Origin of the sequence: Pseudoalteromonas rubra, assembly GCF_005886805.2 — a bacterium.
Taxonomy (GTDB): domain Bacteria; phylum Pseudomonadota; class Gammaproteobacteria; order Enterobacterales; family Alteromonadaceae; genus Pseudoalteromonas; species Pseudoalteromonas rubra_D.
In genome coordinates, this window is record NZ_CP045429.1 from 846,433 (window position 1) to 871,143 (window position 24,711).

A 24,711-nucleotide genomic window follows, 5' to 3' on the forward strand; every position below is an offset into this window, starting at 1 on the left:
TTAGCTCCTTTTAATAGAACTTAATACGGTAAACTTTTTATTATTGCCTATCACCTTACAATTCCCGAACAGGCGCTGCAACTTATCAAGATAATCAAGGTGGCGATTGCCAATGATCCGCAACTCCCCGCCATTTCTCAGGGTGTGCTTAGCTTGTAAGAACATTTGCCAGGCAATGTGATCGGTAATGGCCTGTGCCTGATGAAACGGCGGGTTGCATAACACCAGATCAGCGGTGTTGGGAGAAAAGTCGCTGAGACAATCATTTTGAATAAACTGGCAGTCATCGACTCTGTCAGAGAGGTTGTGAGTGACGTTTTCGCGAGCACTGGCAACGGCCATCGCTGATTCATCGACAAATGTTACCTGTGCATTTGGCAACCGCGCCAGTGTTTGCAAGCCAATTACACCGTTTCCGCAGCCTAGATCTATCACCCGCAATGGCTTTTTACCTGCCGGCAGATAGTTCATAAAGAATCGGGCGCCGATATCCAGAGAGTCTCTTGAGAATACATTGGCATGGTTATGTATTGTGAAAGGGGTGTTTTCCAGCGCCCAGCTGACCGGAAATTTATCTGCAACGGGTTTACCTGTGGTGGTACAAAAGATCAATCGGGACTTTTTAACTGCCAGGCTGGTGGTCGGCGGTTGCATAAAGTGGCTGAAACTCTTGAGTGTCGAGGTATGGATCTCTTTGGCTTTGCCCGCTGCTACAATAGGGATACCTGCAGCCAGGTGGCTGAGTTGGGATAATTGATGTTGCAGCAACCCGGCATTTTTGGGCACTTTTATGAGGATCAGATCGCACTGTTCCGGCAAGGTTGCGAGACTATCTAGCTGAGTGAGTTTAGTTTCATCCAGTACCCACTCCAGCTGGTTTTCTGCCAAATTGTGGCGGGTTGCCTGTTGCGCCACAAAAGAATCACTCACTTGGGTAATATGCCACTGCGCGTGATCTTTTAGCCGTGCAGCCAGCGTACAGCTTAATGCGCCAAAGGCATCATTCAGGATTAGTATATCGCGTGCATCCGGATAGGCTGTGGTAATATGATCCAGTAGATATTCGTCAGCCGCATCCCAGGCTTGCAGACTACGGTTTTTTTGCTCAAGGGGAAAACGATGCAGGGTCAGAGCCGTGCCAGCCAATACAGCGTCGGTGATCATGATGGGGTGAATCTCACTCAAGGTTGGTGCTATCACCTTGCACACTAGCAAAGCGCAGCAGAACTAACAGAACACGTAATATAGCATGTCGAGACTGAACAAAGAATGTTTGCCCGGGCAAACACCACAATTGCCGCCGGGTTTTGAATATCTGCCAGCTTGTCTGAGCTTTGAAAAAAGCCTTGCGCTTTATACCCACCTGGCATCCTCCTTGGATTGGCAACAGCCCACCATTACCTTGTTTGGTCGAACTACACCGATCCCCAGATTACAGTGTTTTATTGCCGATAAGTCTGTGTCATATGGTTATTCGGGCACTGTGCTTGAGAATGCCCCCTGGCCGGATGTACTCAGCGCCATGCGCGCACGCCTGAGTCGTCAGTTTGGTCACGACTTTAATGCACTGCTTGTTAACTGGTATCGGGATGGGCAGGACTGCATGGGCTGGCACAGTGACGATGAAGCTGAGCTTGGACTGAATCCGACGATTTTCTCTATGTCGCTGGGGGCGACGCGCAATTTCAAAATTCGCCATAAGCAGACTCAGGAAACCCTGACTCTGCCTTTGCCGACGGGAAGTGGGTTACTGATGACGGGGCGCAGTCAGCATGACTATCAGCATGCACTGCCGAAACAAGCGCGCGTTACTCAGGGACGGATCAACCTGACATTCAGAACAGTTGGTTAATGGTGCATAAGTGCGTATAGTATGCGCTAAATTTTCTCCGCATCGGGAGTGAGTTATGTCAATGCAACAACAAATCTACAGTAAGCTTGCAGACGCCATCGCGTGCAAACATCTCAATGTTATTAACGAAAGTCATATGCACAGCCGGGGTAGCGAGTCACATTTCAAAGTGATTGCTGTCAGCGAAAAATTCGCGGGACAGCGTTTACTACAACGCCATCGCTTGATTAATGAGGTATTAAAGGAGGAGTTGGCACATCATATTCATGCGCTAGCCATTCACACTTATACCCCGGAAGAATATGCCGAACAGCATGGCGAAGTCCCTGATTCACCGAGCTGTCTGGGCGGCTCGAAATTTGATAGTGAGTGATCAGACCTGTGTTTGCAGGATCTGCATTTAAACTAACGCAGTTTTCATAATACAGAATATGTAGGAATAGACATGGTCATCAAACCTAAGATCCGTGGTTTTATCTGTACCAATGCTCACCCGGTGGGCTGTGCTGAGCACGTAAAAGAACAAATTGCTTATGTTAAGGCTCAGGGCCCAATAAATAATGGTCCTAAAAATGTCCTGGTGATCGGTGCTTCCACCGGTTATGGCCTGGCTTCTCGTATCACCGCTGCTTTTGGCGCTGGTGCAAAAACACTGGGTATCTTCTTCGAAAAAGAAGGTACAGAGAAAAAGCCGGCGTCAGCGGGTTGGTATAATACCGCTGCATTTCAGCAGGCTGCCGATGAGGCTGGCCTGTGGTCAAAAAACATCAATGGTGATGCATTCTCGGATGAGCTTAAAGCCAAAGCGATTGAGACCATCAAGGCTGAAATGGGCAAAGTTGATTTGATCATCTACAGTCTGGCATCACCGCGTCGTACTGATCCTAAATCGGGCGAGACCTTTTCATCGGTGCTAAAGCCAATTGGTCAAACCATCACAACCAAGAATCTGAATACGTCTAAGCGGATCATTGATGAAGTGACCGTTGAAGCGGCCAATGAAGAAGAAATCGCCAATACAGTGAAAGTGATGGGCGGTGAAGATTGGGAGTTGTGGCTGGAGGCACTGAAAGAAGCGGATGTGCTTGCTGAAGGATTCAAAACGACGGCATATACTTATATCGGTAAAGAGCTGACCTGGCCAATCTATGGTCATGCGACCATAGGCAAAGCCAAAGAAGACTTGGATCGCGCGACAGATGCAATTAAAGCGTCAACTGCGCACTTAAACGGTGAAGCCTATGTTGCTTCATTGAATGCGGTCGTGACTCAGGCAAGCTCTGCTATCCCAATTATGCCTCTGTATATCTCTACTTTGTTCAAAGTGACCAAAGAAGACGGTACCTATGAAGGGACAATTGAGCAGATCCAGGGGTTGTTCAGTGAAAACCTATACGGAGATACCCCACGCTTTGATGACGGTGGTCACCTGTTCCAGAACTACAAAGAGCTGGAAGACGGAGTTCAGGCGCGCATAAAAGTGATCTGGGATAAAGTCGACACAGACAGTATCGATGAGCTGACTGATTACGTCGGCTATCACAATGAATTCCTGAAGCTATTTGGTTTTGGCATCGAGTCAGTTGACTATGATGCAGACGTGGATACGGCGGTTGAGATTAACCACCTAATCTAGTCGTTAGACGGGCGAAATCGCTGATTTCGCCCGTTTCATTGCGTACCCTTCATTGAGAATATTCCCCCCAGCAGTACTGTCAATTTCTCATCAATACCACTTTGGTCTATATTTAGATTCTTGCAGTGACACCTGATGAACTAAATCCATTGTTAAGTCGTATTATTTTCATATTTCCACTCGCATAGTCAGTACGATTAATGTTAAAATTGCGGAAATATGTAAGGACTATATACCACGGTGCTCGTTTCCCGTTGCGGACAGGTTGGCCCGACTTTGTGTATGTTGTGCCAGCTCTTTGACTCCAATACAACTCAGAGAATAGTGCCGTGGTAAGTAAAGATTTATCAATTTCTTTCCGTTAATGTAATGCAAGTGCGTATGATCAACATAAAAAAAGGTCTGGACTTACCCATAGAGGGCGCACCACAGCAAGTTATTCATGATGGTTCTGCTGTCAAACGAGTAGCTGTGTTGGGTGAAGAGTTTATTGGTATGCGTCCAACCATGCGAGTTCGTGTGGATGACCAAGTCAAGAAAGGCCAAGTTCTTTTTGAAGACAAAAAGAATCCTGGCGTCAAGTTTACTGCGCCAGCCTCTGGTGTAGTAAAAGAAATCAACCGTGGAGCCAAGCGTGTTCTTCAGTCCGTTGTGATTGAAGTACAGGGCGATGAGCAAATCACTTTTGAAAAGTTCCCGGCTGCTGAACTCGGCAACCTGGATCGTGAGAAAGTGAAAGAAGTGCTGATCGAATCGGGTCAATGGCCAGCGTTGCGTGCACGTCCTTTCAGTCGTGTAGCCGTACCTAGCGCGTCGCCAAGCTCGATCTTTGTTACCGCAATCGACACTAACCCTCTAGCTGCGGATCCTGCCGTCGTGATCGCTGAAAACGTGGAAGCGTTTGAAGCTGGTCTGGCTGTGGTTTCGCGTCTGACTGACGGCAAAGTGTTTGTTTGTAAGCAATCTGGCAGTAAGGTGCCGAGCTCTTCGCTTTCTCAGGTAGAAGTACATGAGTTTGCGGGTGTTCACCCTGCTGGTCTGGTTGGTACACACATCCACAATCTCGATGCTGTCGGTCCAAACAAGCAAGTATGGCACCTGGGTTACCAGGACGTAATTGCTTTCGGTAAGCTATTCCTAAGTGGTGAAATCTACTCAGACCGAGTTGTTGCTTTAGCCGGTCCGAGCGTGAAGAACCCACGTCTTGTTAAAACTCAAGTTGGTGCGTCGTTAACCGATTTAGTTGCAGGTGAAACTGAAGATGGTGAAAACCGGGTCATTTCTGGCTCTGTGTTAGCTGGTAAAACAGCCGCTGGTCCTCATGCTTACCTGGGTCGTTATCATGTACAGGTTTCTGTGCTGTCTGAAGGTCGCGAGAAAGAGCTGTTTGGCTGGATCGCACCAGGTAGTACTAAGTTCTCTGTAACGCGTACTTTCATCTCTCACTTTGCGCCAAGTCGTCTGTTCAAGATGACCACCTCTACCGGTGGCTCAAAGCGTGCGATGGTGCCAATTGGTAACTATGAGCGTGTAATGCCGCTTGATATCCTGCCAACTCTGTTGTTGCGTGACCTGATCTCTGGTGATTTGGACAGCGCGATTTCACTGGGTGCGCTAGAGCTGGATGAAGAAGATCTGGCGTTGTGTACTTTCGTTTGTCCAGGCAAATACGACTATGGATTAATCTTGCGTGATTGCCTGACTACAATCGAGAAGGAAGGTTAAAATGGCCTTAAAGAAATTTTTAGAAGACATTGAACCTCACTTTGAACCTGGCGGTAAACACGAGAAGTGGTATGCCCTGTACGAAGCAGTAGCAACTGTTTTCTACACGCCAGGTTATGTCAACAAAGGCGGCACTCACGTACGTGATAATATCGACCTGAAACGTATCATGATCTTAGTTTGGATGGCGACATTCCCAGCTATGTTCTTCGGTATGTTCAACATTGGCCATCAGGCTGCGATTGCGATTGGCAATGGTTTTGAAATCGCAAACACTTGGCAGGCGGCATTATTCCAGCTGTTTGGCGGTGAGCTAACAGCCGATTCTGGCTGGGGCGCAAAGATGTTCTACGGGGCCTGTTTCTTCCTACCGATTTACGCGACAGTGTTTATTGTCGGTGGTTTCTGGGAAGTGTTATTTGCTTCTGTGCGTAAGCACGAAGTAAATGAAGGTTTCTTCGTAACATCAGTACTGTTTGCCCTGATCTTGCCTGCAACGATCCCGCTGTGGCAAGTTGCGCTGGGTATCACCTTCGGTGTTGTGGTAGCAAAAGAAGTCTTCGGTGGTACAGGCCGTAACTTCCTGAACCCGGCACTGGCTGGTCGTGCATTCCTGTTCTTCGCATACCCAGGTGACATCTCAGGTGACACTGTGTGGACAGCGGTAGACTCTTTCTCAGGTGCAACTTACCTGGGTCAGGCTGCAACAGGCGCGCTTGATTATGACAACATGGTACTGTGGTGGAACGCATTCTACGGCTTTATTCAAGGTTCAGTAGGTGAAACCTCTACACTGGCTATCATGATTGGTGGTTTGTTCCTGATTTACGTTCGTATCGCATCGTGGCGCATCGTCCTGGGTACTTTCCTGGGTATGGTAGTGATGTCTATGCTGCTGAACATGATCGGTTCAGAAACTAACACTGTATTCGCTATGCCTTGGCACTGGCACTTAGTACTGGGTGGCTTTGCATTCGGTATGTTCTTCATGGCAACCGACCCGGTATCTGCGTCTTTCACAGACAAAGGTAAGTGGGCATATGGTGCATTGATTGGTGTAATGGTTGTACTTATCCGTGTTGTTAACCCGGCATACCCAGAAGGTATGATGTTAGCAATTCTATTCGCAAACCTGTTCGCACCACTTTTCGACCACATGGTTGTGCAGTCTAATGTGAAGAGGAGATTAGCACGTGTCTAGTAACAATGAATCTATCGGCAAAACGCTAGGCGTTGTTGTTGGCTTATGTTTAGTGTGTGCGGTTGTCGTATCTTTTGCGGCAGTACAGCTTCGCCCACTACAACAGGCAAACAAAATCGAAGACGTGCAGCGCAACATTTTGGCGGCTGCTGGCGTTGAGAACGTTGAGAACGTGTCAGAAACCTACAATCAAGTGATTGACGCACGCGTTGTAGATATGAAGACCGGTGAGTTTGTAGACACAGATCCTAACTCATTCGATTTCACTATGACTAAGTTCGATGCGGCGCGCAGTGTTGCTTTGCCAAAAGCAAAAGACGTTGCGGGCGTTCAGCGTATGACGACTGAGTCTCCGGTTTACCTTGCTAAGAACAGCAATGGTAAATTTGAGTCTGTGATCCTGCCAATTCAGGGTTACGGTCTTTGGGGTATCATGTACGGCTTCGTAGCATTGGACCTGGACGGTGAAACCATTCAGGCAATCAAATTCTACCAGCACACTGAAACTGCGGGTCTGGGTGGCGAAATCCAAAACCCAAGATGGACTGCAACTTGGCAGGGCAAAAAGCTACCAATCGACGTAGTAAAAGGCACTGCGGGTAGTGATGTGCATAAAGTAGATGGTCTGTCTGGTGCAACGTTAACGTCTAACGGTGTTGAAAATACATTTACGTTCTGGACAGGCGACGATGCGTTTGGTCCATTCCTTGCGAAAGTACGTGAAGGGGCATTGAACTAATGGCTAACTCAAAAGAAATGAAGCAAGTCCTGTTTGGACCTGTCTTTGCAAATAACCCAATTGCACTGCAAGTACTGGGTATCTGTTCTGCGCTGGCAGTAACTTCAAGCCTGAAAAACGCATTGATCATGTCAATTGCATTGACTGTGGTAACTGCGTTCTCAAGCTTGTTCATCTCTATGATCCGTAACCACATTCCGTCAAGTGTACGGATCATTGTTCAGATGACCATCATCGCGTCTCTGGTTATCGTTGTAGACCAGGTGCTACAGGCATTTGTTTATGCCACGGCGAAAGAACTGACGGTATTCGTTGGTCTGATCATTACCAACTGTATCGTAATGGGTCGTGCCGAAGCATACGCAATGAAGTCGCCACCTCTGATGTCATTCCTGGATGGTATCGGTAACGGTCTGGGCTACTCAGTTGTACTGATCGCAATTGGCTTCGTACGTGAACTGTTCGGTGCCGGTGCACTGTTCGGTGTTGAAATTCTGCCGCTAATCTCTAACGGCGGTTGGTACCAGCCTATGGGTCTGTTGGTTATGCCATTTAGCTCGTTCTTCTTAGTAGGTATCTTCATCTGGGTACTGCGTACTTGGAAGAAAGACCAAGTAGAAGCTAAGGCATAAGGGGAGAGAGATGGAACATTATCTGAGTTTATTTGTAAAAGCGGTTTTCGTTGAAAACTTAGCGCTATCTTTCTTCCTGGGGATGTGTACTTTCCTGGCTGTATCTAAGAAAGTCACTACCTCATTCGGTCTGGGTGTTGCGGTAATCTTCGTACTGGGCGTTGCTGTACCAGTAAACAACGTGGTTTATCACGCTATTTTGGCACCGGGCGCACTTGAGTGGTTAGGTTTCCCTGAAGCTGATTTAAGCTTCCTGAAGTTCCTGACATTTATCGGTGTAATCGCGGCACTTGTACAGATCCTTGAGATGACTCTGGACAAGTTCTTCCCGGCACTTTACAACGCTCTGGGTATCTTCCTGCCACTGATCACAGTTAACTGTGCAATCTTTGGTGCGGTATCCTTCATGGTTGAGCGTAACCTGAACTTCGGTGAGTCAGTGATCTTTGGCTTAGGTTCCGGTGTGGGCTGGGCACTTGCTATCGTATTGCTAGCAGGTCTTCGCGAGAAAATGAAGTACGCTGATATTCCTGATGGTCTGCGTGGTCTGGGTATTACCTTTATCACTGTAGGTCTGATGGGCTTCGGCTTCCTGTCATTCTCTGGTATTTCACTTTAAGGTAGCGAGGAAACTATACGATGGAAACTATTGTATTAGGTGTAAGTATGTTCATCGCTATCGTTGTGGTGTTGGTACTTATCATCATTGCAGCGAAATCTAAGCTGGTACCTAGCGGTGACATCATGATCGGCATTAATGGCGATCCTGAAAAAGCAATTAAATCTGCACCAGGCGGTAAGCTGTTGAGCTCACTGGCTGATGCTGGCATCTTCATTTCATCTGCCTGTGGTGGTGGTGGTTCATGCGGCCAGTGTCGCGTCCACGTACACTCTGGTGGTGGTGACATTTTGCCAACTGAACTTGATCACATCACCAAAGGTGAAGCCCGTGAAGGCTGTCGTCTGGCGTGTCAGGTTGCAGTGAAAACAGACATGGAGATTGAAGTTGAAGATTCAATCTTCGGTGTGAAGAAGTGGGAATGTACAGTTATCTCTAACGATAACAAAGCAACCTTCATCAAGGAGCTTAAACTGGGTATCCCTGACGGTGAGGTTGTACCTTTCCGCGCGGGTGGTTACATTCAGATTGAAGCGCCTGCACACCATGTTAAGTACGCAGACTTTGATATTCCTGATGAGTATCGTCCGGACTGGGAGCGCTTTGGCTTCTTTAACCTGGAGTCTAAAGTTGACGACGAAACAATCCGTGCATACTCAATGGCGAACTACCCGGAAGAGTACGGCATCATCATGCTGAACGTACGTATTGCGACGCCGCCGCCTAATAACCTGAGCCTGCCTTGTGGTAAGATGTCATCGTACATCTGGTCTCTGAAAGAAGGCGACAAAGTCACAATTTCTGGTCCGTTCGGTGAGTTCTTCGCCAAAGACACAGATGCAGAAATGGTCTTCGTTGGTGGTGGTGCTGGTATGGCGCCTATGCGTTCACACATTTTCGACCAGCTTAAGCGTCTTAACTCAGATCGTAAGATGTCATTCTGGTACGGTGCACGTTCTAAGCGTGAAATGTTCTACGTGGAAGACTTTGACGGCCTGCAGGCTGAAAACGATAACTTCCAGTGGCATGTTGCTCTTTCCGATCCTCAGCCAGAGGACAACTGGGAAGGCTACACAGGCTTCATCCACAACGTACTTTATGAAAACTACCTGAAAGATCATGAAGCACCAGAAGACTGTGAATTCTACATGTGTGGACCACCGATGATGAACGCGGCGGTTATCAACATGCTGAAAGACCTGGGTGTTGAAGATGAAAACATCCTGCTTGATGACTTCGGTGGTTAAGCTGAAATACATATGATCTTAAAGTGGTTTTTAAGATAAAATAGAAGCCCCTTAGCAGTCATGCTGAGGGGCTTTTTTTATGGGTAATGCTCCGTTCAGAGCGGGGTTTACTGGCAAACGAAATACAAGGGATGACACTGATGCTAAGACAGAGCCAGTTCTGTTTCATTTTCTTATTAAGTATGCTGCTTGTGGCGTGTGGCCAGGCAAGCAAATCAGCTGAGCCTATTGTGTTACAGGGCAGTACGATGGGTACAACCTATAACATTAAGGCTTTTCCACAGCAAAGCACACTGACTAAAGAGCAGTTACATACTGAGGTTGAGGCCGCGCTTAAAGCGGTGAATCAATCTATGTCGACCTATATTCCGGATTCAGAGATCAACGAGTTTAATCGTCTGGCTGCCAACCAGGTCATGCCGATCAGTGATGATTTCAGGAAGGTGATCGCTGAGTCAATCCGACTGGGTTTGTCAACTCAGACACTGGATGTCACCATGGGACCTTTAATCGATTTGTGGGGGTTTGGCCCTGACAAGCGTCCGACCAAGCGACCTTCTGAGCAGCAGCTGGCGCAAATGCGTGAGCAAATTGGCCTCGATAAACTGACTCTGACAGAAGAAGGTTTGGCCAAAACGTTGGATCATCTGGAATTGTCTTTCTCTGCCACGGCAAAAGGTTATGGCATAGATAAAGTGGCAGAACTGATTGAGTCGCACGGGATCAGCAACTATATGGTTGAAATTGGTGGTGAGCTGAGATTGTCGGGCACTAAACCTGAGGATGAGCCCTGGCGTATTGCCATTGAAAAACCGGATGCACCGGTTGGGCAACGACAAATCCATAAAGTGATTGAGCCAGGTAAGAACAGTGTTGCAACTTCAGGCGACTATCGTATTTTCTATGAAATGGATGGCGAGACCTTCACCCATCTGATTGACCCGGGCACGGGTAAGCCTGTTAAACACGACCTGGTGTCTGTAACAGTATTGCACCCATCTGCTATGACAGCCGATGGTCTTGCTACGGCCCTAACTGTGATGGGGACTGAACGGGCGAGAGCATACGCGGAGTTACATAACCTGCCAGTCTATTTGATCAGCAAAAGTGATGAAGGCCTGGAGGTTTACCCCAGCAGTGCGTTCATACCTTATTTATAATGAGATCTGCATCGCGAACGTTTTAACTTAGGTGCGTTTAGTTATATAATGAGCACAATTAACCGTCACCAGTCCGCGATAGCGGATGGATATGCAAAAGAGGCCTGAAATGTCACTATTTTTACTTACCTTTGGGTTGTTGTTATTGATCGCCGTTGCGATGGCAGTCGGGGTCATAGTACAAAAGAAATCAATGGCCAGCAGTTGTGGCGGTCTGGGCTCTATGGGTATCGACAAGATCTGTGATTGTGATGACCCGTGCGACAAGCGTAAGAAGCGTCTAGCAAAAGAGCAAATGTGGAAAGAAAACCAAATTCTCTAATCCACTAACATCATCAAAAACGCAAGCCCAGGCTTGCGTTTTTACGTTTCGGATCCCGAATAACAGTGCCCAAGCTTAATGCAACGAACCCTGTATTTTATTCGCCACGGTGAACCCCGGGAAACCGGCCGTTTGCTCGGAAGTACTGATATGTCCGCAAGCGCGTCGGGCAATGAACAAGTGTATGCCCGCCTTGAGGCGTGTGATGGGATTGCACAGGTGATTGCCTCTCCATTGCAGCGGTGCCAGGCGGTCGCTCGTACGTTTTGTGAAACCACCGGTTTGCCACTGCAGATAGAACCTCGACTCAGTGAAATGCATTTTGGTGACTGGGATGGTGAACGCTACGACACGCTCTGGCAGTCAGCACGAGCACCTGGCATCGGCGACTTTTGGCAAAGTCCCTGGCAGCACACCCCGCCAAATGGGGAGTCCATGTCGGCATTCCATCTACGTTTATATGATTGGTGGCAGCAGTTCACCGCAAGCCCCTCATGTGAGCCTGTGGCGATTGTCACTCATGCGGGCGTTATTAAGCAATTACTGGCTATCTGGCTGGGCTTACCTGTTGAGTTTGATGGTCACTTGTCTCGTGCAGAGATCGGATACGCCAAAATGGTTAAAGTCTCGGTCTTCTTCGATGAGACCGGTCAAGTCTGGCCGAAAGTTGTGTTTTAGACGTCTGGACTTCATAATAAGGCCTAAATTTAGCATCGTATTGTATTGGCAGTCATTGGGAATGAGGTGTAAATCCTCAGCTGTCCCCGCAACTGTAATAGACTGAGAGTCTGAAGCCAGATACCAAGGCCAATACCTACACTTAAGCGGGCGCACTTAAGTCAGTTCAGAACGTCAGTCGTGACAACGCGAATGGCTGGCTCTGCGCTGCTGCCTGCATTTGAGGCGGTATGACTTCACCACAAATCTCCGTGCATAACCTGAATCTGACTTTGGGTGACAAACCTATTCTGACGGCGCTTAATTTTGCCATTCAACGTGGCCAGTTTATTGGTCTGATTGGGCCGAATGGGGCAGGAAAGTCCAGTTTATTACGTTGCCTGTATCGCTACTGGCATCCCAGCGAGGGGGAGATACGCTATGCCGGCAAATCTTTATCCGATTATCCTCGCCGTGCCTATGCGCGCCAGGTGGCGGTGGTATTGCAGGAGATCCCCAGCCAGTTCAACCTGGCGCTGTTCGAGGTAGTTGCCATGGGCGTGACGCCGCATAAAACGCTGTTTTCAGCTGTTAATACAAGGGATAAGCAACTGATCCTGGAAGCCCTTGAGCGGGTCGGCCTGAGCCACAAAGCACAACAGCAATTTGATGCTCTGTCGGGCGGTGAAAAGCAACGGGCGATGATCGCCAGAGCCATGGTACAGCAGCCTGAACTGCTGATCATGGATGAGCCCACCAGTCATCTGGATGTGAAGTATCAGATCCAGATCATGGAGCTGGCTAAGGCCATGGGGGTGACCGTGATTGCTTCATTTCATGATCTCAATCTTGCAGCGGCACTCAGCGATGAGTTGCTGGTACTGGAGCAAGGTCACTTGCTTGCTCAGGGAACCCCGTTAGAGGTGATAACGCCGGGCTTACTGAGTGATGTTTTTGGCGTCTGTGCTGACGTTGAGACAGTCCCCGGGCCAGATCGCAATGCGTCGGGTGTGCCACACATTCGTTATCACTATGGGTATCAACAATGAAGGCCTTGCTTATACCCGGGTTGCTCTGTGCCTGTTTGGCCAGCATGCTCACTGCACTGTCTGTCGGGGCGGTGTCACTTAGCTGGAGTGAGGTCTGGCAGGCTTTAAGCAATTATGACAACAGTGTGCTGAATCAAAAGATTGTGGTTGAACTGCGATTACCACGTACCTTGCTGGCTTTTTTTGCGGGGGCCGGGCTGGCCATTGCCGGGCTTATTTTGCAAACCGTGACCCGCAACCCGCTCGCCGATCCGTATTTATTTGGCATTTCCTCCGGGGCGTCATTTGGTGTGGTGTTGTTGGTTGCATTATTTGGTGTACAAAGCGCACTGGCCTTATCCGGTGCGGCGTTTGCTGGCAGCGCAGTGGCCATGAGCCTGTTGTTGCTCATTGCGTTTCACAAAGGCACAGCACTGGTCGAGAACATGTTGTTGTCAGGTGTCGCGCTGACCTTTTTATTTTCTGCCTTTACCAGCTTACTGCTCTATTGGAGTGACCCGCAGGCCATCAGTGCCATTATATTCTGGAGTCTGGGCAGTTTCAGCCGTGCAGACTGGCAATGGCTGTGGTTACCCGCTCTGGTCGTGTCGATAGGCTGTACAGTGATGTTACTGATGCGCCGCAGCCTGAATGCGTTGTTAGTTGGCGATGAGAGCGCGGTAACCTTAGGTGTGAATGTACACAAGCTACGACTGGGCATGTTGATCCTGGCATCTATGCTGACCGCCGTGATTGTCGCTGCCTGCGGTGGTGTTGGGTTTGTTGGCTTGATGATCCCCCATATTGTGCGCTTTTTTATTTCGCAAGTTCGTACACTGGGTATGTTGGCAACAGCTTTATCAGGTGGGCTCATGATGCTGTGGGTCGATGTGCTGGCCCGTACCCTGATAGACAATCAGGAACTTCCGATTGGGGTGATCACCTCCGCCATCGGCAGTGTGTTTTTCTTATCGCTGCTAATCGCCAAAAAGCGCGCTGCCAGCATCTGACCTAACAGGAGACTTTATGATCCCACCACTCAATCGCCAGCATGACGCTTATATTCAGCACACCATAGATATGAAGACCAAGCCTCAGGGCGCGCTGGGTAAGCTTGAGACATTGGCACATCAGCTAGTGAGCATTTTGAGTCAGGGCATGAGTCGCGCCCAACTTGAAGCCGAAAAACCCGCCATCGTGCAGCCGCAGATGCTGATATTTGCCGGCGATCATGGCATTGCTGCCGAAGGTGTTTCCATTGCACCCAGCGAGGTGACCGGTCAGATGGTAGCCAATTTTGCCACGGGTGGCGCAGCCATTAATGTCTTGTGTACTCAGCTTGGCTGGCAACTGAGTGTGATTGACTGTGGTATTTTGGTACCGCCAGCTCCGGAGTTGGGTGTTGTATCACAGCGCCTTGGCCACATTACCCGACCATTACATATTGAGCCCGCTCAGAGCAAAGCACAGCTTGATCAAGGCCTATTGTACGGTCAGGAAGCTGTACAGGCGGCACTGGACTCGGGGTCAAACGTGTTTGCGTTGGGCGAAATGGGGATCGGCAACACCACGGCCGCTGCGGCCATTTTCTCGGCTCTGAGTGGGTTGACTGGCGCTGAAACGGTTGGGCGTGGCACCGGCGTTAGTGCAGAAGTGGTGGAGAAAAAACAACAACTGATCGATCAAGCTCTGCTGTTACATGGTGACGCCCTTCATGATCCACGAGAGGTGTTGCGTCGCCTGGGCGGATATGAGATCTGTCAAATGGTTGGTGCTATGCTGGAAATTGCCCGTGCACAAAAGGTCATTCTGGTGGATGGCTTTATTGCAACAGCCGCGGCTATGCTGGCGTGTCGCATTGAACCCGCCAGTCAGGACTATATGGTGTTTGCCCATTGCTCAGGTGAGCAGGGACACCGGCGCATGCTGAATGAGCTAAATGCCGAGCCATTGTTGGATCTGAACATGCGCCTGGGTGAGGGATCCGGTGCGGCAATGGCATTGCCCCTGTGCCAAAGTGCGCTGGCATTTTACTATCAGATGGCCAGCTTTGAGTCGGCGGCTGTCACTCAGGTGGTAGACACCCATGAGTGAGCTAAGGCAATTCAAGCTGGCGGTGATCTTTCTGACCCGTATTCCCGTTAAAGTGTCGGGCGAGGTCAGCGAGCAGGATATCAACCAGGCCAGCGGCTACTTTGCCTGGGTTGGTGTGCTCTTGGGTGCCCTGTTAGCCTTTCTCTATGGTGTGCTAGCCTTTATGTTGCCAGCTGGCATTGCGGTAATAATAACGCTGAGTGCCGGGCTGATCATAACGGGTGCATTTCATGAGGATGGCTTCGCGGATGTCTGGGATGGCTTTGGCGGTGGCTGGAGTGTGGCCGATAAGCTGACCATTATGAAAGACAGCCGACTGGGCACCTATGGTGCGGCGGCATTGGTTCTGCTACTGCTTACCAAGTTTCAGGCTTTACTCTCCTTAAGTGAGCAACTTGCTTATGTATGTGCAGCTATCCTGCTTGGCCATGGTCTGAGCCGGGTTATGGCCACCAGTATCATTGGTAAACTGGACTATGTTCAGGCAGATGCGCAAAGTAAAGTTAAGCCTGTTGCCCAGTTTCTTTCTACAAAAAGTAAGCAGTTACTTTATAGCTGTGGCTTAGTTTTATTAATAGTGAGCTGGTTTGCCGGACTGTTTACTCTATGGCAGAGCGTTGCGCTGTTTGTCGCACTGTGGTTATGCCGTACAGGCTGCGCTTACTGGTTTAAACGCCAGCTCGGCGGTTATACGGGAGACTGTCTGGGCGCGGCACAGCAACTGGCGGAAGTCACGGTGTATTTATTTTGTCTGGTGGTCTGGTTATGACGGGTCGGGTCGAATTTATTCTGGGTGGTGCGCGCTCTGGAAAGAGTCGGTTAGGTGAGCAAAGAGCCGAGCGCTGGTTCAGCGACGGTAAAGTGGCCCGGTTAATTTATCTCGCGACTGCACGACCCGGGGATGAGGAGATGGTTTCGCGGATCGCCCATCATCAGGCATCGCGCCCGGCATACTGGCAGCTTATAGAAGAGGCCTGGGCGCTGGATCAAGTGTTAGCCAGCCTTGCGTCCGATGATTGTGTGGTGATTGATTGTCTCACCTTGTGGTTAACCACGGCATTATGTGACTACTCTGACTCAGCATTTCAACACAAGCGCGCGGCGCTGCTGAGTGCTCTGCGTGCCACTCGTGCTCGGGTGATCCTGATCAGTAATGAGGTGGGCCACGGCATAGTGCCGCTTGGTGAACTCAGTCGCCGCTTTGTTGACGAATCCGGCTGGTTGCACCAGGACATCGCCGCTTTGGCAGACAGAGTCGATTTTGTGATGGCGGGTTTGCCACTGACGCTAAAAGGAGACAATTGAGTATGAACACGTTAATGGTGCAGGGCACAACGTCAGATGCCGGAAAAAGCACGTTAGTGGCGGGCTTGTGTCGGGCATTGCAGCGCCGTGGTATCGAGGTCGTACCGTTCAAACCGCAGAATATGGCGCTCAATAGTGCGGTTACTCCAGATGGCGGAGAAATAGGCCGTGCCCAGGCATTACAGGCCATGGCTGCAAAAGTACCCTTGAGCACAGATCTAAACCCGATTTTACTCAAACCGAATTCAGATACGGGTGCCCAGGTCATTGTGCATGGCCGTGCGCTCAGTAATATGGAAGCCGGAGGGTATCATGACTACAAAAAAGTCGCGATGCAGGCGGTACTGACCTCACATCACAGGCTCAGTGAACAGTATGGCCTTTGCGTGGTCGAAGGGGCCGGCAGCCCGGCGGAAATTAATCTGCGAGAGAACGACATTGCTAACATGGGGTTTGCCTGTGAGGTTGATTGCCCGGTGATCATCATTGCCGACATCGACAAAGGCGGTGTGTTTGCTCACCTGGTTGGGACCCTGGCGCTGCTGAGCGACTACGAGCAATCTTTAGTGAAAGGCTTCGTGATCAACCGGTTTCGGGGCGATATTGCGTTGTTACAGAGCGGGCTGGACTGGCTGGAGCAGCATACCGGCAAACCTGTGCTGGGTGTATTGCCTTACTTGCACGACCTGGCATTGGATGCGGAAGATGCCGTGACGATAGCAAATCGCATGAATAACCCCGAAATTAAAGTGGCCGTATTGCTGCTGCCACATATTAGCAATCACACCGATTTTGATACTTTGCGGTTAGATCCCAAAGTTGATCTGCGTTATGTGCGCCACACCGAAACCATAGGTGCAGCCGACTTAGTGATCATCCCGGGCAGTAAGAATGTGCTTAACGACCTGGCTTTTTTACGCGCAGAAGGGTGGGACAGTGAGTTGCGACGCCATCTGCGTTACGGCGGCAAAGTACTGGGGATCTGTGGAGGATATCAGATGTTGGGGAATACCATTTGTGACCCTCAGCAGGTTGAGTCAACACAGGGTAGTATCTCAGGCCTGGCGATGGCAGATTTTGAGACCCAACTGACAACAAATAAAACCCTGACTCAGGTGCAGGCAAGCTGTTTGTTGAACGGTCAGCAGACCCATTTGAGCGGTTATGAGATCCATTGTGGGATCACTCAGGGGGCGGCCTTAGCGCGACCTTTTTTACAGTTTGACGCGCACCCATCAGGGTGGCAAGTTGATGGTTTTATCAGTGAGGATAACCTGCTGGCTGGCACCTATTTGCACGGACTGTTTGATAGTCCCGAGGGACTGACCAGTGTGTTGAGCTGGGTCAGCGATGGCCGCTACAGTGGCAGTGGATTCAACCTGGCAGAACACCGTGAGCAGCAACTGGAACGGCTGGCAGATATGTGCGAAACCCATTTAGACATAGATAAAATTCTGGCAATCAGTGAACAGAGGACAGCATGAGCGAACATAATCAGGATAAACATAAGGCAAGACAGCAAAAAGTGAAAGAGCAGGTCGATGCCAAAATCGAGCAGGCACAGGAAGAAAAAGGCATCTTGCAGGTGATCACTGGCAATGGCAAAGGTAAGTCTACCTCAGGCTTTGGCACGGTTGCACGGTGTGTGGGCCATGGCATGAATGCTGCCGTGGTACAGTTTATTAAAGGCATGTGGGAATGTGGTGAGCGTAATTTGCTGGAACGTGCGGGTGTGCCGTTTGCTGTGATGAAAACGGGCTTCACCTGGGAAACACAAAACCGCGAGACAGATACCCAGGCGGCGCAGGCTACCTGGCAACAGGCAAAGCTGTGGCTGCAGGATGACAGTATCGATCTGGTCTTGCTGGATGAACTCACTTATATGGTCAGCTACGACTATCTTGATCTGGATGAAGTGATTACGGCGTTGGAAAATCGCCCAGCGATGCAGTCGGTGATCATTACGGGTCGTGGGGCACATCGTCGTCTGACAGAGTTGGCCGATACGGTCAGTGAAGTGCGTAACGTGAAACACGCGTTTGAAGCGGGGATCAAAGCGCAAAAAGGGTTCGATTTCTGATGAAAGCAGTCCTGAATATCTGGCTGGGTATGCTGGTTTGTCTGATTACAAGTCAGGTCAGTGCAGCTCAGGCCTCTGGACAGCCGGCTAAACGGATCGTGGCCCTGGCGCCGCATATTGTTGAGAACTTATATGCTATAGGGGCAGGCGAGCGGATTGTCGGAACAGTTGAGTATGCGGACTTCCCGGCTGAGGCCAACCAAATCCCCCGTATTGGTGGCTTTCATGGCATTGCGCTGGAAAAGTTACTGGCGTTGTCCCCCGATCTGGTGATTGCCTGGCAGGGTGGCAATCAACAAACCGAGCTGGATAAGCTGGAGCAGCTCGGAGTGAACGTGGTGTACAGCGAAACCAAAGCCTTGCAACAGATCCCGCATTCTCTGCGCTGGCTGGGCCAGTTAACCGGGCTGGAAGAGAACGCTGAACAAGTGGCCCGGCAGTTTGAACAAGGCATGGCTGAACTGCACGATGAGTATCGTTCTGCAACGTCTTTGTCCGTGTTTTATCAGCTATGGCCAGCTCCGATGATGACGGTCAATGGCACCACCTGGATCCATCAGACGCTTGAGGTGTGTGGCGCCAGCAATGTGTTTGCTGACGCAACGACATCCTATCCGCAGATCAGTATTGAAAATGTGCTCCTGAAACACCCGCAGGTGATAGTGATCCCGCAGGAAAAATCTAAACAAGTCCAGCCCACCATAGACTGGCATAAGTGGCCAGAAATTCCGGCGGCCAAGCATGCACAATATATTGAGGTGAATGCGGATCTGTTACATCGTTATACGACCCGTGTGCTTGATGGGTTAACTCAGTTATGTGATAAACTGGATGCTTCGCGAACTTACTATCAGCAACTTAAACTAGCCGGGAAATAAATATGACAACCTGGAATGACGTGCTCGGGCACGAAAAACAACAAACATATTTTCAGGACACCCTGGACTATGTCGCCGAGCGTCGGGCGCAGGACGTCACCGTCTATCCTCCTGAGGATTTGGTGTTTGAGGCATTCAAGACCACGCCGTTCGATCAGGTCAAGGTTGTGATCCTGGGACAGGATCCCTATCATGGGCCGAACCAGGCACACGGGTTGTGCTTCTCTGTACTGCCAGGTGTTAAGGTGCCCCCGTCATTGGCCAACATGTATAAAGAATTGGCACAGGACATCGCGGATTTCCAGATCCCCAATCATGGCTATCTGCTACCCTGGGCTGAGCAAGGCGTACTGCTACTCAATACTGTGTTAACAGTCGAGCAGGGACAAGCACACTCCCACAAACACCTCGGTTGGGAACGCTTTACCGATGCCGTGATCGAGCAGCTCAATCAGCGCACTGAGGGCGTGATCTTCCTGCTCTGGGGTGCACATGCACAAAAGAAGGGCAAAGCGATCGACACACAACGTCATCACGTATTGCACGCACCACACCCTTCTCCGCTTTCAGCACACCGCGGCTTTTTCGGTTGTCAGCACTTTTCGCAAACCAACACGCTATTGCAAAGCATGGACAAAACGCCCATCAACTGGCAAGTCTGAGTTTAGATTTAAAAAACAAAAAAGGCGCTCAATGCGCCTTTTCAGTTAAATAAAGTCAAGCTCGTCCAGATCGATGCTGTCTGCGAATATGTCCAGTTCTTCCAATTCCTTACGCAGGCGTTGTTTGTCCTTCAGCGCTTCAATTTCGCGCCACTTTCTTTTTTTGCCTTTAGATGAGGTTCTTTTCTTTGGTGCAGGACTTTCTAGTGTTGAAATAAAATCGTCTAGGCTATCCATGAATTTCTCCTATTGATGTACTAACCTCAAAGATTTGTGTTTACGCATTACTCAATTTGAATGAAAAACACACTTCAAGTAATGCTGGTATACCACAGACAGGAGAAAAGTAAAATAAAAATGTGTCCGTTAGGTTAAAAGCAGGTGACAGTTTGATGAAGCTCAAATTTGCTTCAAGTTTTGCCGAGGCCAGAAGAACAGAGTGCTGCGAGCGGGGAGGTGGATGAATTGGGTCATCATTTTCAGGGCATAAAAAAACGCCACATCAGGTGGCGTTTTTTAATCAATATGCTTAGTGCAGTGTCTGCTTACAGCGCCTTAAAGCGAGTTTCCAGCGTTTCCTGGGCAGCTGCAAATGCACGAATACCTTCAGCCAGCTTTTCGGTGGCCATGGCATCCTGGTTGTGTAACCAGCGGAATTCGCTTTCGCTCAGCGGAGCAGGTTTAGCCACAACTTCGTAGTTGTTGTCTAGCAGGTACGCTTCAGTGGCTGGCAATTCACCCAGTTCCTCTAGCAAAGCAGGGCTGATAGTCAGCTTGTCACACCCTGTCAGGGCTACGATTTCGCCTGTGTTACGGAAGCTGGCACCCATCACAACGGTGTTATAACCGTGGCGTTTGTAAAATTCGTAAATGCTGCGTACTGACTGCACACCCGGGTCTTGCAGTGGATCAGTCGGCTTTTCCAGACCATTGGCCACGTGCCAGTCAAGGATCCGACCTACAAAGGGTGAGATCAGGAATACATTTGCGTCAGCACATGCGCGTGCCTGAGCCTGGCTGAATAGCAATGTCAGGTTACATTTAACGCCTTGCTTTTCCAGAGCTTCTGCGGCTTTAATGCCTTCCCAGGTAGAGGCGATTTTGATTAAAATTTTGTCTTTGCTGACACCCAGTTGCTCATACAACGCCAGTAACTGCTGCGCTTTAGCAATGGTCGCTTCGGTATCGAACGATAAGCGTGCATCGACTTCGGTTGAGATATAACCCGGTACAATGTTAGCAATCTCTTTACCAAGCAGAACGGCAAAGTAATCACAAGCCAGTTCCAGTTGTTGTGCCGCATCGTCATGCTGGCTCTTAGCGTAGTCCCAGGCTGCTTTCAGGTAATCCTGATAAGCAGGCATCTCGGCTGCTTTTAATAGCAGAGACGGGTTGGTGGTGGCATCTTCCGGTTGGTGTTTACGGATTGCCTCGATATCTCCGGTGTCGGCGACGATAGATGAATGCTGTTTTAGCCTATCTAATGCTGAAGTCATGCTGTCCTCATTCCAATTCATTGCAGCGTGTCAAAAAGTCTACTGTCCCTATGTTGCATTACCGTGACCTGTGTGAATAGGTCATATGTCCTTATCTGCGAGGTCGTGCCGCGAGAAAGTCCGAATGCGTGATGCAGGGGCGCACTTCGTCAGTCGGGGGTCTGCGTGACGAACTGCAAACAGGCTGGTCTGCCAGCAACTGGGCAAGCAGTGTCGAGCCCCCGAAAAATATTGCGCTTGCGCTCACCGGGGGATAGTGTTGAAATTGACATTTATCAATAGTTAAGTCAATAGGCAGGCCATGATCACTCTCGTTTCCCCGGCAAAAAATCTCGATTATGATACCCCGGCGCACACCGCGCGTTTTACTCAGCCCGAGTTGCTCACGCACAGTGAAGAATTGATCAGCGTGTGTCGTGACTTGTCGCCGCAACAGATTGGCACCTTAATGAAGATCAGTGACAAGCTGGCGGGCCTCAATGCCGCGCGCTTCGCCGAGTGGTCACAACCTTTCACCTCTGATAATGCTAAACAGGCTGTGCTGGCCTTTAATGGTGACGTGTACACTGGTCTGGATGCATCGAGTATGGACGACGCCACATTGGACTATGCGCAGCAACATTTGCGTATTCTGTCTGGCCTTTATGGGGTACTGAAGCCATTGGACCTGATGCAGGCGTATCGTCTGGAAATGGGCACTAAGCTGGATAATCCGCGCGGTAAAAACCTCTATGAATTTTGGGGCAGGATCATTGCCGACAAGCTCAACGAAGCGCTGGAAGCCGCCGATAGTCAGGTACTGATTAATCTGGCGTCCAATGAATATTTCAAAGCGGTAGATAAAAAGGCACTCAAAGCAGAGATTATTTCGCCTGTGTTCAAAGACTGTAAAAATGGTCAGTTCAAGGTCATTAGTTTCTATGCCAAAAAAGCCCGTGGCATGATGGCTCGGTATATTCTTGACAATCAGGTGGAATCACCGGAGGCACTGAAGGCGTTTGATGTTGCAGGTTATTACTACAGCGAAGAAGCAACGCAAAAAGCCAGTGAGCCGGTATTTTTGCGCGCAGAGCAAAACTAGTTCGGAGTCTGAGACGATGAGCAGGATAAGGATAATCAGAGGCTTAGGTATGCTTGCTGCAATAGGGATGGTGGCAGGGTGTCAGGGCCAGCTCAATACGCGTGTTGGCGGTGTGCAGGTAGAGTGTGAGCACAATGAACGCGCCTGCTTACAACATTGCCAGGAAGATTATATCAGCGCAGATCCACTGCAAACGCAGTGTATCCAACGCTGTTATGAGCAGGCGAATCAATGTCGTTTGAGTAAGCCTGCTGAACCCAGAACAAACTCGCCTGAGTGGGAGTGATCCCCTCTGCTTTGGTGTATAAACACCGTGTCTCTCATCTTTGGAGTATGTCTCATTGAATAAAAATGTCTTGCTGCTGGCCTGTTGTCAGGGCCTGATCACAACAGGGAACATCCTGCTTGTGACCATTTCCGCATTGGTGGGTCAGTTGTTGAGCCCGTCGGCGGCGCTGACCACTTTGCCGGTGGCAATGCAGATGGCTGGGCTATTAATGGCGACCATTCCGGCGTCGCTGATTATGGCGAAAACCGGACGCAAACTGGGGTTCTCATTAGGCAATCTGATTGGTATTAGTGGTACTTTGCTGGGGGTCTGGGCGCTCAGAGAAAGCGACTTTGCACTTTTTTGTGTGGCGACCACTTTAATAGGGATAGGGATCGGCTTTGCCACCTTGTATCGATTTGCGGCCATAGAAGCCAGTGATAAGCCCGCCACGGCCATTTCGATCATCATGGCCAGTGGTGTTGTCGCAGCGGTTTTAGGGCCGAACCTGGCCGTCTGGGTGAACGAGGTGTATCCGGCATTGAATTATGCCAATTCCTTTGTGGCACTCAGTGGGTTGTACATTCTGGCCTTGCTATTGTTGCAGGGCGTGCGCTTTACTGAGGTCGACACACACTCCTCCCAGGCACCGGCCCGAACATTGAAAGAAATTATGACACAGAAGCAGTTTCAGCTGGCGGTGCTGGTGGCCATGATTAGTTATTCCGTCATGAACTTTTTGATGACTGCGACGCCATTGGCCATGCATCGCCATGGATTTGACCTGGCAGACTCCGCACTGGTCATTGAATGGCATGTACTGGGGATGTTTCTGCCATCTTTCTTTACCGGCAAGCTCATTGAGCGCTTTGGTGCGCGAGTCATGATCCTTGCGGGCTGTGTGCTGTATCTGATCTGCGCCGGGATTAACCTGCTGGGGTTGACGCACTGGCACTTTTTGTTGGCTTTATTTGCGCTTGGCGTGGGCTGGAACTTTATGTTTATCAGCGCCACACAACTGGTGAGTCAGACTTATGCGCCGCAGGAGCGCGCCAAAACACAAGCCTGCAACGAGTTTTTGGTCTTCAGCATGGTGGTGGCATCATCACTCAGCGCCGGGTTTTTGGAAGCCACCGCGGGTTGGCAGGCGTTAAATGTGTGGAGTATGCCAGTGGTGTTGGTCGCTCTGATTGCGACCGTTTTATTGTCCAGAGGAGCTTCGCCGCTTACACGTTCACCGGCAGGCTGAGATAAGCAAGCACCACTTCATCGCGAAAGCCGATGTCCTGATGTTTACCTTCGTTGCGATAATGTCGGCACATGGCTGTTGCATCCCGTGTCTGTGTTTTCAATAACGGACTGGGCATATCAACGCGAAGTGCGACACGGTGCCATTTCTCAGTTAATTCGTCAGGAGGGGAGGGCAAAGAGGGCAGCACTTGCTCTACCAGCTCAAAGGCACTGTCCTGAGCAACAAGTATCATATCGTCGTTGGCGGCGGCAAACCAGCTAACACCGGCTTTGTTCACACATACTAAAGGGATAAAAGGGGCCAGCGCCGGAAAAATATCATTGCGATAGATATCGACCTCCCAGTAGCTGCGAGCGATTTTAACGAACTGCTCAAAGCTGGTGATGGCACCAAACCCAGATTCTGCGAGTAAGCGGATCTCCGCCCGCGGTTTATTGGGATTGACGGTATCATTGGCTGCATCTATGTACCAGGGCCCAACCACCAGCGCATTCTGAAAGTATTCATCGCGCAAAGATCCCCATACCGGTTCGAGCGTCAGGCCACTGTCCAGCAGCGCTTTAAGCGGTTGTAGTGCCACGTCGACCTGCGGTTTGGCCAGAGCCACTTTGAGTGCATCATGAATGGCATTGCGGACTTCTTTGCACCGTCCCAGTGGGTAGGGTTTACCTGCAAAGGTCGGGTATTTCTGCGCTAATGCGGGATCGATATTTAGGCGCAAATGGGCTAGATAGACTTCCAGGGCGGTAACTTGGTCGGGTGTGAGCATTGAGCTTC

General features: G+C 49.9%; 28 protein-coding genes and 1 riboswitch. Of the genes, 24 read left to right on the top strand and 4 right to left on the bottom strand.

All coding sequences use genetic code 11. The features are described 5' to 3' along the window. Positions 1–1,164, bottom strand: a complete 1,164-nt coding sequence (locus CWC22_RS03755; RefSeq protein WP_138536308.1) for a methyltransferase — start codon at positions 1,162–1,164, stop codon at positions 1–3. A gap of 85 nt (positions 1,165–1,249) precedes the next feature. On the opposite strand from CWC22_RS03755, the gene CWC22_RS03760 reads away from it, so the two are divergent. The 21 genes from CWC22_RS03760 to ung all read left to right on the top strand — a co-directional run bounded on the left by CWC22_RS03760 (position 1,250) and on the right by ung (position 19,837). After that, positions 1,250–1,852 (top strand): alpha-ketoglutarate-dependent dioxygenase AlkB family protein, encoded by a 603-nt coding sequence (locus CWC22_RS03760; protein WP_171044983.1) that lies wholly within the window; start codon positions 1,250–1,252, stop codon positions 1,850–1,852. A 55-nt stretch (positions 1,853–1,907) separates the two neighbouring features. Next, positions 1,908–2,225 (top strand): BolA family protein, encoded by a 318-nt coding sequence (locus CWC22_RS03765; RefSeq protein ID WP_010382937.1) that lies wholly within the window; start codon positions 1,908–1,910, stop codon positions 2,223–2,225. Between the two features lie 72 nt (positions 2,226–2,297). Further along, positions 2,298–3,488 (top strand): enoyl-ACP reductase FabV, encoded by a 1,191-nt coding sequence (gene fabV / locus CWC22_RS03770; protein WP_138536267.1) that lies wholly within the window; start codon positions 2,298–2,300, stop codon positions 3,486–3,488. A gap of 381 nt (positions 3,489–3,869) precedes the next feature. Continuing rightward, on the top strand, positions 3,870–5,213 hold the full coding sequence (locus CWC22_RS03775; RefSeq protein ID WP_010382933.1) for a Na(+)-translocating NADH-quinone reductase subunit A: 1,344 nt from the start codon (positions 3,870–3,872) through the stop codon (positions 5,211–5,213). 1 nt (position 5,214) lies between these two features. Further along, the gene (locus tag CWC22_RS03780; RefSeq protein WP_010382931.1) at positions 5,215–6,414 is read left to right on the top strand and encodes an NADH:ubiquinone reductase (Na(+)-transporting) subunit B; all 1,200 of its coding nucleotides are present in this window, start codon (positions 5,215–5,217) and stop codon (positions 6,412–6,414) included. Next, complete coding sequence (locus CWC22_RS03785) at positions 6,407–7,153, top strand: Na(+)-translocating NADH-quinone reductase subunit C (RefSeq protein ID WP_010382929.1); 747 nt, start codon at positions 6,407–6,409, stop codon at positions 7,151–7,153. Before CWC22_RS03780 ends, CWC22_RS03785 begins: the two co-directional genes overlap by 8 nt. Continuing rightward, complete coding sequence (locus CWC22_RS03790) at positions 7,153–7,785, top strand: NADH:ubiquinone reductase (Na(+)-transporting) subunit D (protein WP_010382928.1); 633 nt, start codon at positions 7,153–7,155, stop codon at positions 7,783–7,785. The genes CWC22_RS03785 and CWC22_RS03790 overlap by 1 nt, the downstream gene beginning before the upstream one ends. A gap of 10 nt (positions 7,786–7,795) precedes the next feature. Then, positions 7,796–8,404, top strand: a complete 609-nt coding sequence (nqrE, locus tag CWC22_RS03795) for an NADH:ubiquinone reductase (Na(+)-transporting) subunit E (protein ID WP_010382927.1) — start codon at positions 7,796–7,798, stop codon at positions 8,402–8,404. 20 nt (positions 8,405–8,424) lie between these two features. After that, positions 8,425–9,651: an NADH:ubiquinone reductase (Na(+)-transporting) subunit F gene (gene nqrF / locus CWC22_RS03800; RefSeq protein ID WP_125558002.1), complete on the top strand. Its 1,227-nt coding sequence runs from the start codon at positions 8,425–8,427 to the stop codon at positions 9,649–9,651. Between the two features lie 131 nt (positions 9,652–9,782). Further along, positions 9,783–10,811, top strand: a complete 1,029-nt coding sequence (locus CWC22_RS03805; protein ID WP_138536312.1) for an FAD:protein FMN transferase — start codon at positions 9,783–9,785, stop codon at positions 10,809–10,811. Positions 10,812–10,920: 109 nt separating this feature from the next. Further along, positions 10,921–11,133 (top strand): (Na+)-NQR maturation NqrM, encoded by a 213-nt coding sequence (gene nqrM / locus CWC22_RS03810; protein ID WP_010382924.1) that lies wholly within the window; start codon positions 10,921–10,923, stop codon positions 11,131–11,133. 150 nt (positions 11,134–11,283) lie between these two features. Further along, entirely contained in the window at positions 11,284–11,811 is a 528-nt protein-coding gene (locus CWC22_RS03815; protein WP_230090619.1) for a histidine phosphatase family protein, read from the top strand. A gap of 29 nt (positions 11,812–11,840) precedes the next feature. After that, a riboswitch (cobalamin riboswitch) is annotated at positions 11,841–11,960 on the top strand. Positions 11,961–12,041: 81 nt separating this feature from the next. Continuing rightward, positions 12,042–12,839, top strand: a complete 798-nt coding sequence (locus tag CWC22_RS03820) for an ABC transporter ATP-binding protein (protein ID WP_138536271.1) — start codon at positions 12,042–12,044, stop codon at positions 12,837–12,839. Further along, positions 12,836–13,828: a FecCD family ABC transporter permease gene (locus CWC22_RS03825; RefSeq protein ID WP_138536273.1), complete on the top strand. Its 993-nt coding sequence runs from the start codon at positions 12,836–12,838 to the stop codon at positions 13,826–13,828. The genes CWC22_RS03820 and CWC22_RS03825 overlap by 4 nt, the downstream gene beginning before the upstream one ends. 16 nt (positions 13,829–13,844) lie before the next feature. Continuing rightward, complete coding sequence (gene cobT, locus CWC22_RS03830) at positions 13,845–14,912, top strand: nicotinate-nucleotide--dimethylbenzimidazole phosphoribosyltransferase (protein ID WP_138536275.1); 1,068 nt, start codon at positions 13,845–13,847, stop codon at positions 14,910–14,912. Next, positions 14,905–15,681, top strand: a complete 777-nt coding sequence (locus CWC22_RS03835) for an adenosylcobinamide-GDP ribazoletransferase (RefSeq protein ID WP_138536277.1) — start codon at positions 14,905–14,907, stop codon at positions 15,679–15,681. The genes cobT and CWC22_RS03835 overlap by 8 nt, the downstream gene beginning before the upstream one ends. Beyond that, a complete protein-coding gene (cobU, locus tag CWC22_RS03840) occupies positions 15,678–16,217 on the top strand; it encodes a bifunctional adenosylcobinamide kinase/adenosylcobinamide-phosphate guanylyltransferase (protein ID WP_138536279.1) in 540 nt (179 codons plus the stop codon). The genes CWC22_RS03835 and cobU overlap by 4 nt, the downstream gene beginning before the upstream one ends. A 2-nt stretch (positions 16,218–16,219) precedes the next feature. Continuing rightward, positions 16,220–17,701, top strand: a complete 1,482-nt coding sequence (locus CWC22_RS03845) for a cobyric acid synthase (protein WP_138536281.1) — start codon at positions 16,220–16,222, stop codon at positions 17,699–17,701. Next, a complete protein-coding gene (gene cobO, locus CWC22_RS03850) occupies positions 17,698–18,297 on the top strand; it encodes a cob(I)yrinic acid a,c-diamide adenosyltransferase (RefSeq protein ID WP_138536283.1) in 600 nt (199 codons plus the stop codon). Before CWC22_RS03845 ends, cobO begins: the two co-directional genes overlap by 4 nt. After that, positions 18,297–19,175, top strand: coding sequence for a cobalamin-binding protein (locus CWC22_RS03855; protein ID WP_171044984.1), 879 nt, complete (start codon positions 18,297–18,299; stop codon positions 19,173–19,175). Before cobO ends, CWC22_RS03855 begins: the two co-directional genes overlap by 1 nt. A gap of 2 nt (positions 19,176–19,177) precedes the next feature. Next, complete coding sequence (gene ung, locus CWC22_RS03860) at positions 19,178–19,837, top strand: uracil-DNA glycosylase (RefSeq protein ID WP_138536285.1); 660 nt, start codon at positions 19,178–19,180, stop codon at positions 19,835–19,837. A 45-nt stretch (positions 19,838–19,882) separates the two neighbouring features. Here ung and CWC22_RS03865 read toward each other — a convergent pair whose 3' ends face one another. Both CWC22_RS03865 and tal read right to left on the bottom strand, forming a co-directional pair. Continuing rightward, complete coding sequence (locus tag CWC22_RS03865) at positions 19,883–20,074, bottom strand: DUF3545 family protein (protein ID WP_010382909.1); 192 nt, start codon at positions 20,072–20,074, stop codon at positions 19,883–19,885. Positions 20,075–20,382: 308 nt separating this feature from the next. Then, on the bottom strand, positions 20,383–21,333 hold the full coding sequence (tal, locus tag CWC22_RS03870) for a transaldolase (RefSeq protein ID WP_138536287.1): 951 nt from the start codon (positions 21,331–21,333) through the stop codon (positions 20,383–20,385). Positions 21,334–21,634: 301 nt separating this feature from the next. Between tal and yaaA the strand changes: the two genes are divergently transcribed. Genes yaaA through CWC22_RS03885 form a run of 3 tightly spaced genes read left to right on the top strand, consistent with a single transcriptional unit; the run spans position 21,635 to position 23,931 of the window. Beyond that, a complete protein-coding gene (yaaA, locus tag CWC22_RS03875) occupies positions 21,635–22,414 on the top strand; it encodes a peroxide stress protein YaaA (RefSeq protein ID WP_138536289.1) in 780 nt (259 codons plus the stop codon). Positions 22,415–22,463: 49 nt separating this feature from the next. Further along, entirely contained in the window at positions 22,464–22,700 is a 237-nt protein-coding gene (locus tag CWC22_RS03880) for a hypothetical protein (RefSeq protein ID WP_125557975.1), read from the top strand. A gap of 55 nt (positions 22,701–22,755) precedes the next feature. After that, complete coding sequence (locus tag CWC22_RS03885) at positions 22,756–23,931, top strand: MFS transporter (RefSeq protein WP_138536291.1); 1,176 nt, start codon at positions 22,756–22,758, stop codon at positions 23,929–23,931. Here the strand turns inward: CWC22_RS03885 and CWC22_RS03890 are convergent. Beyond that, on the bottom strand, positions 23,909–24,703 hold the full coding sequence (locus CWC22_RS03890; RefSeq protein WP_138536293.1) for a hypothetical protein: 795 nt from the start codon (positions 24,701–24,703) through the stop codon (positions 23,909–23,911). The genes CWC22_RS03885 and CWC22_RS03890 overlap by 23 nt on opposite strands. Between the last annotated feature and the right edge of the window lie 8 nt (positions 24,704–24,711).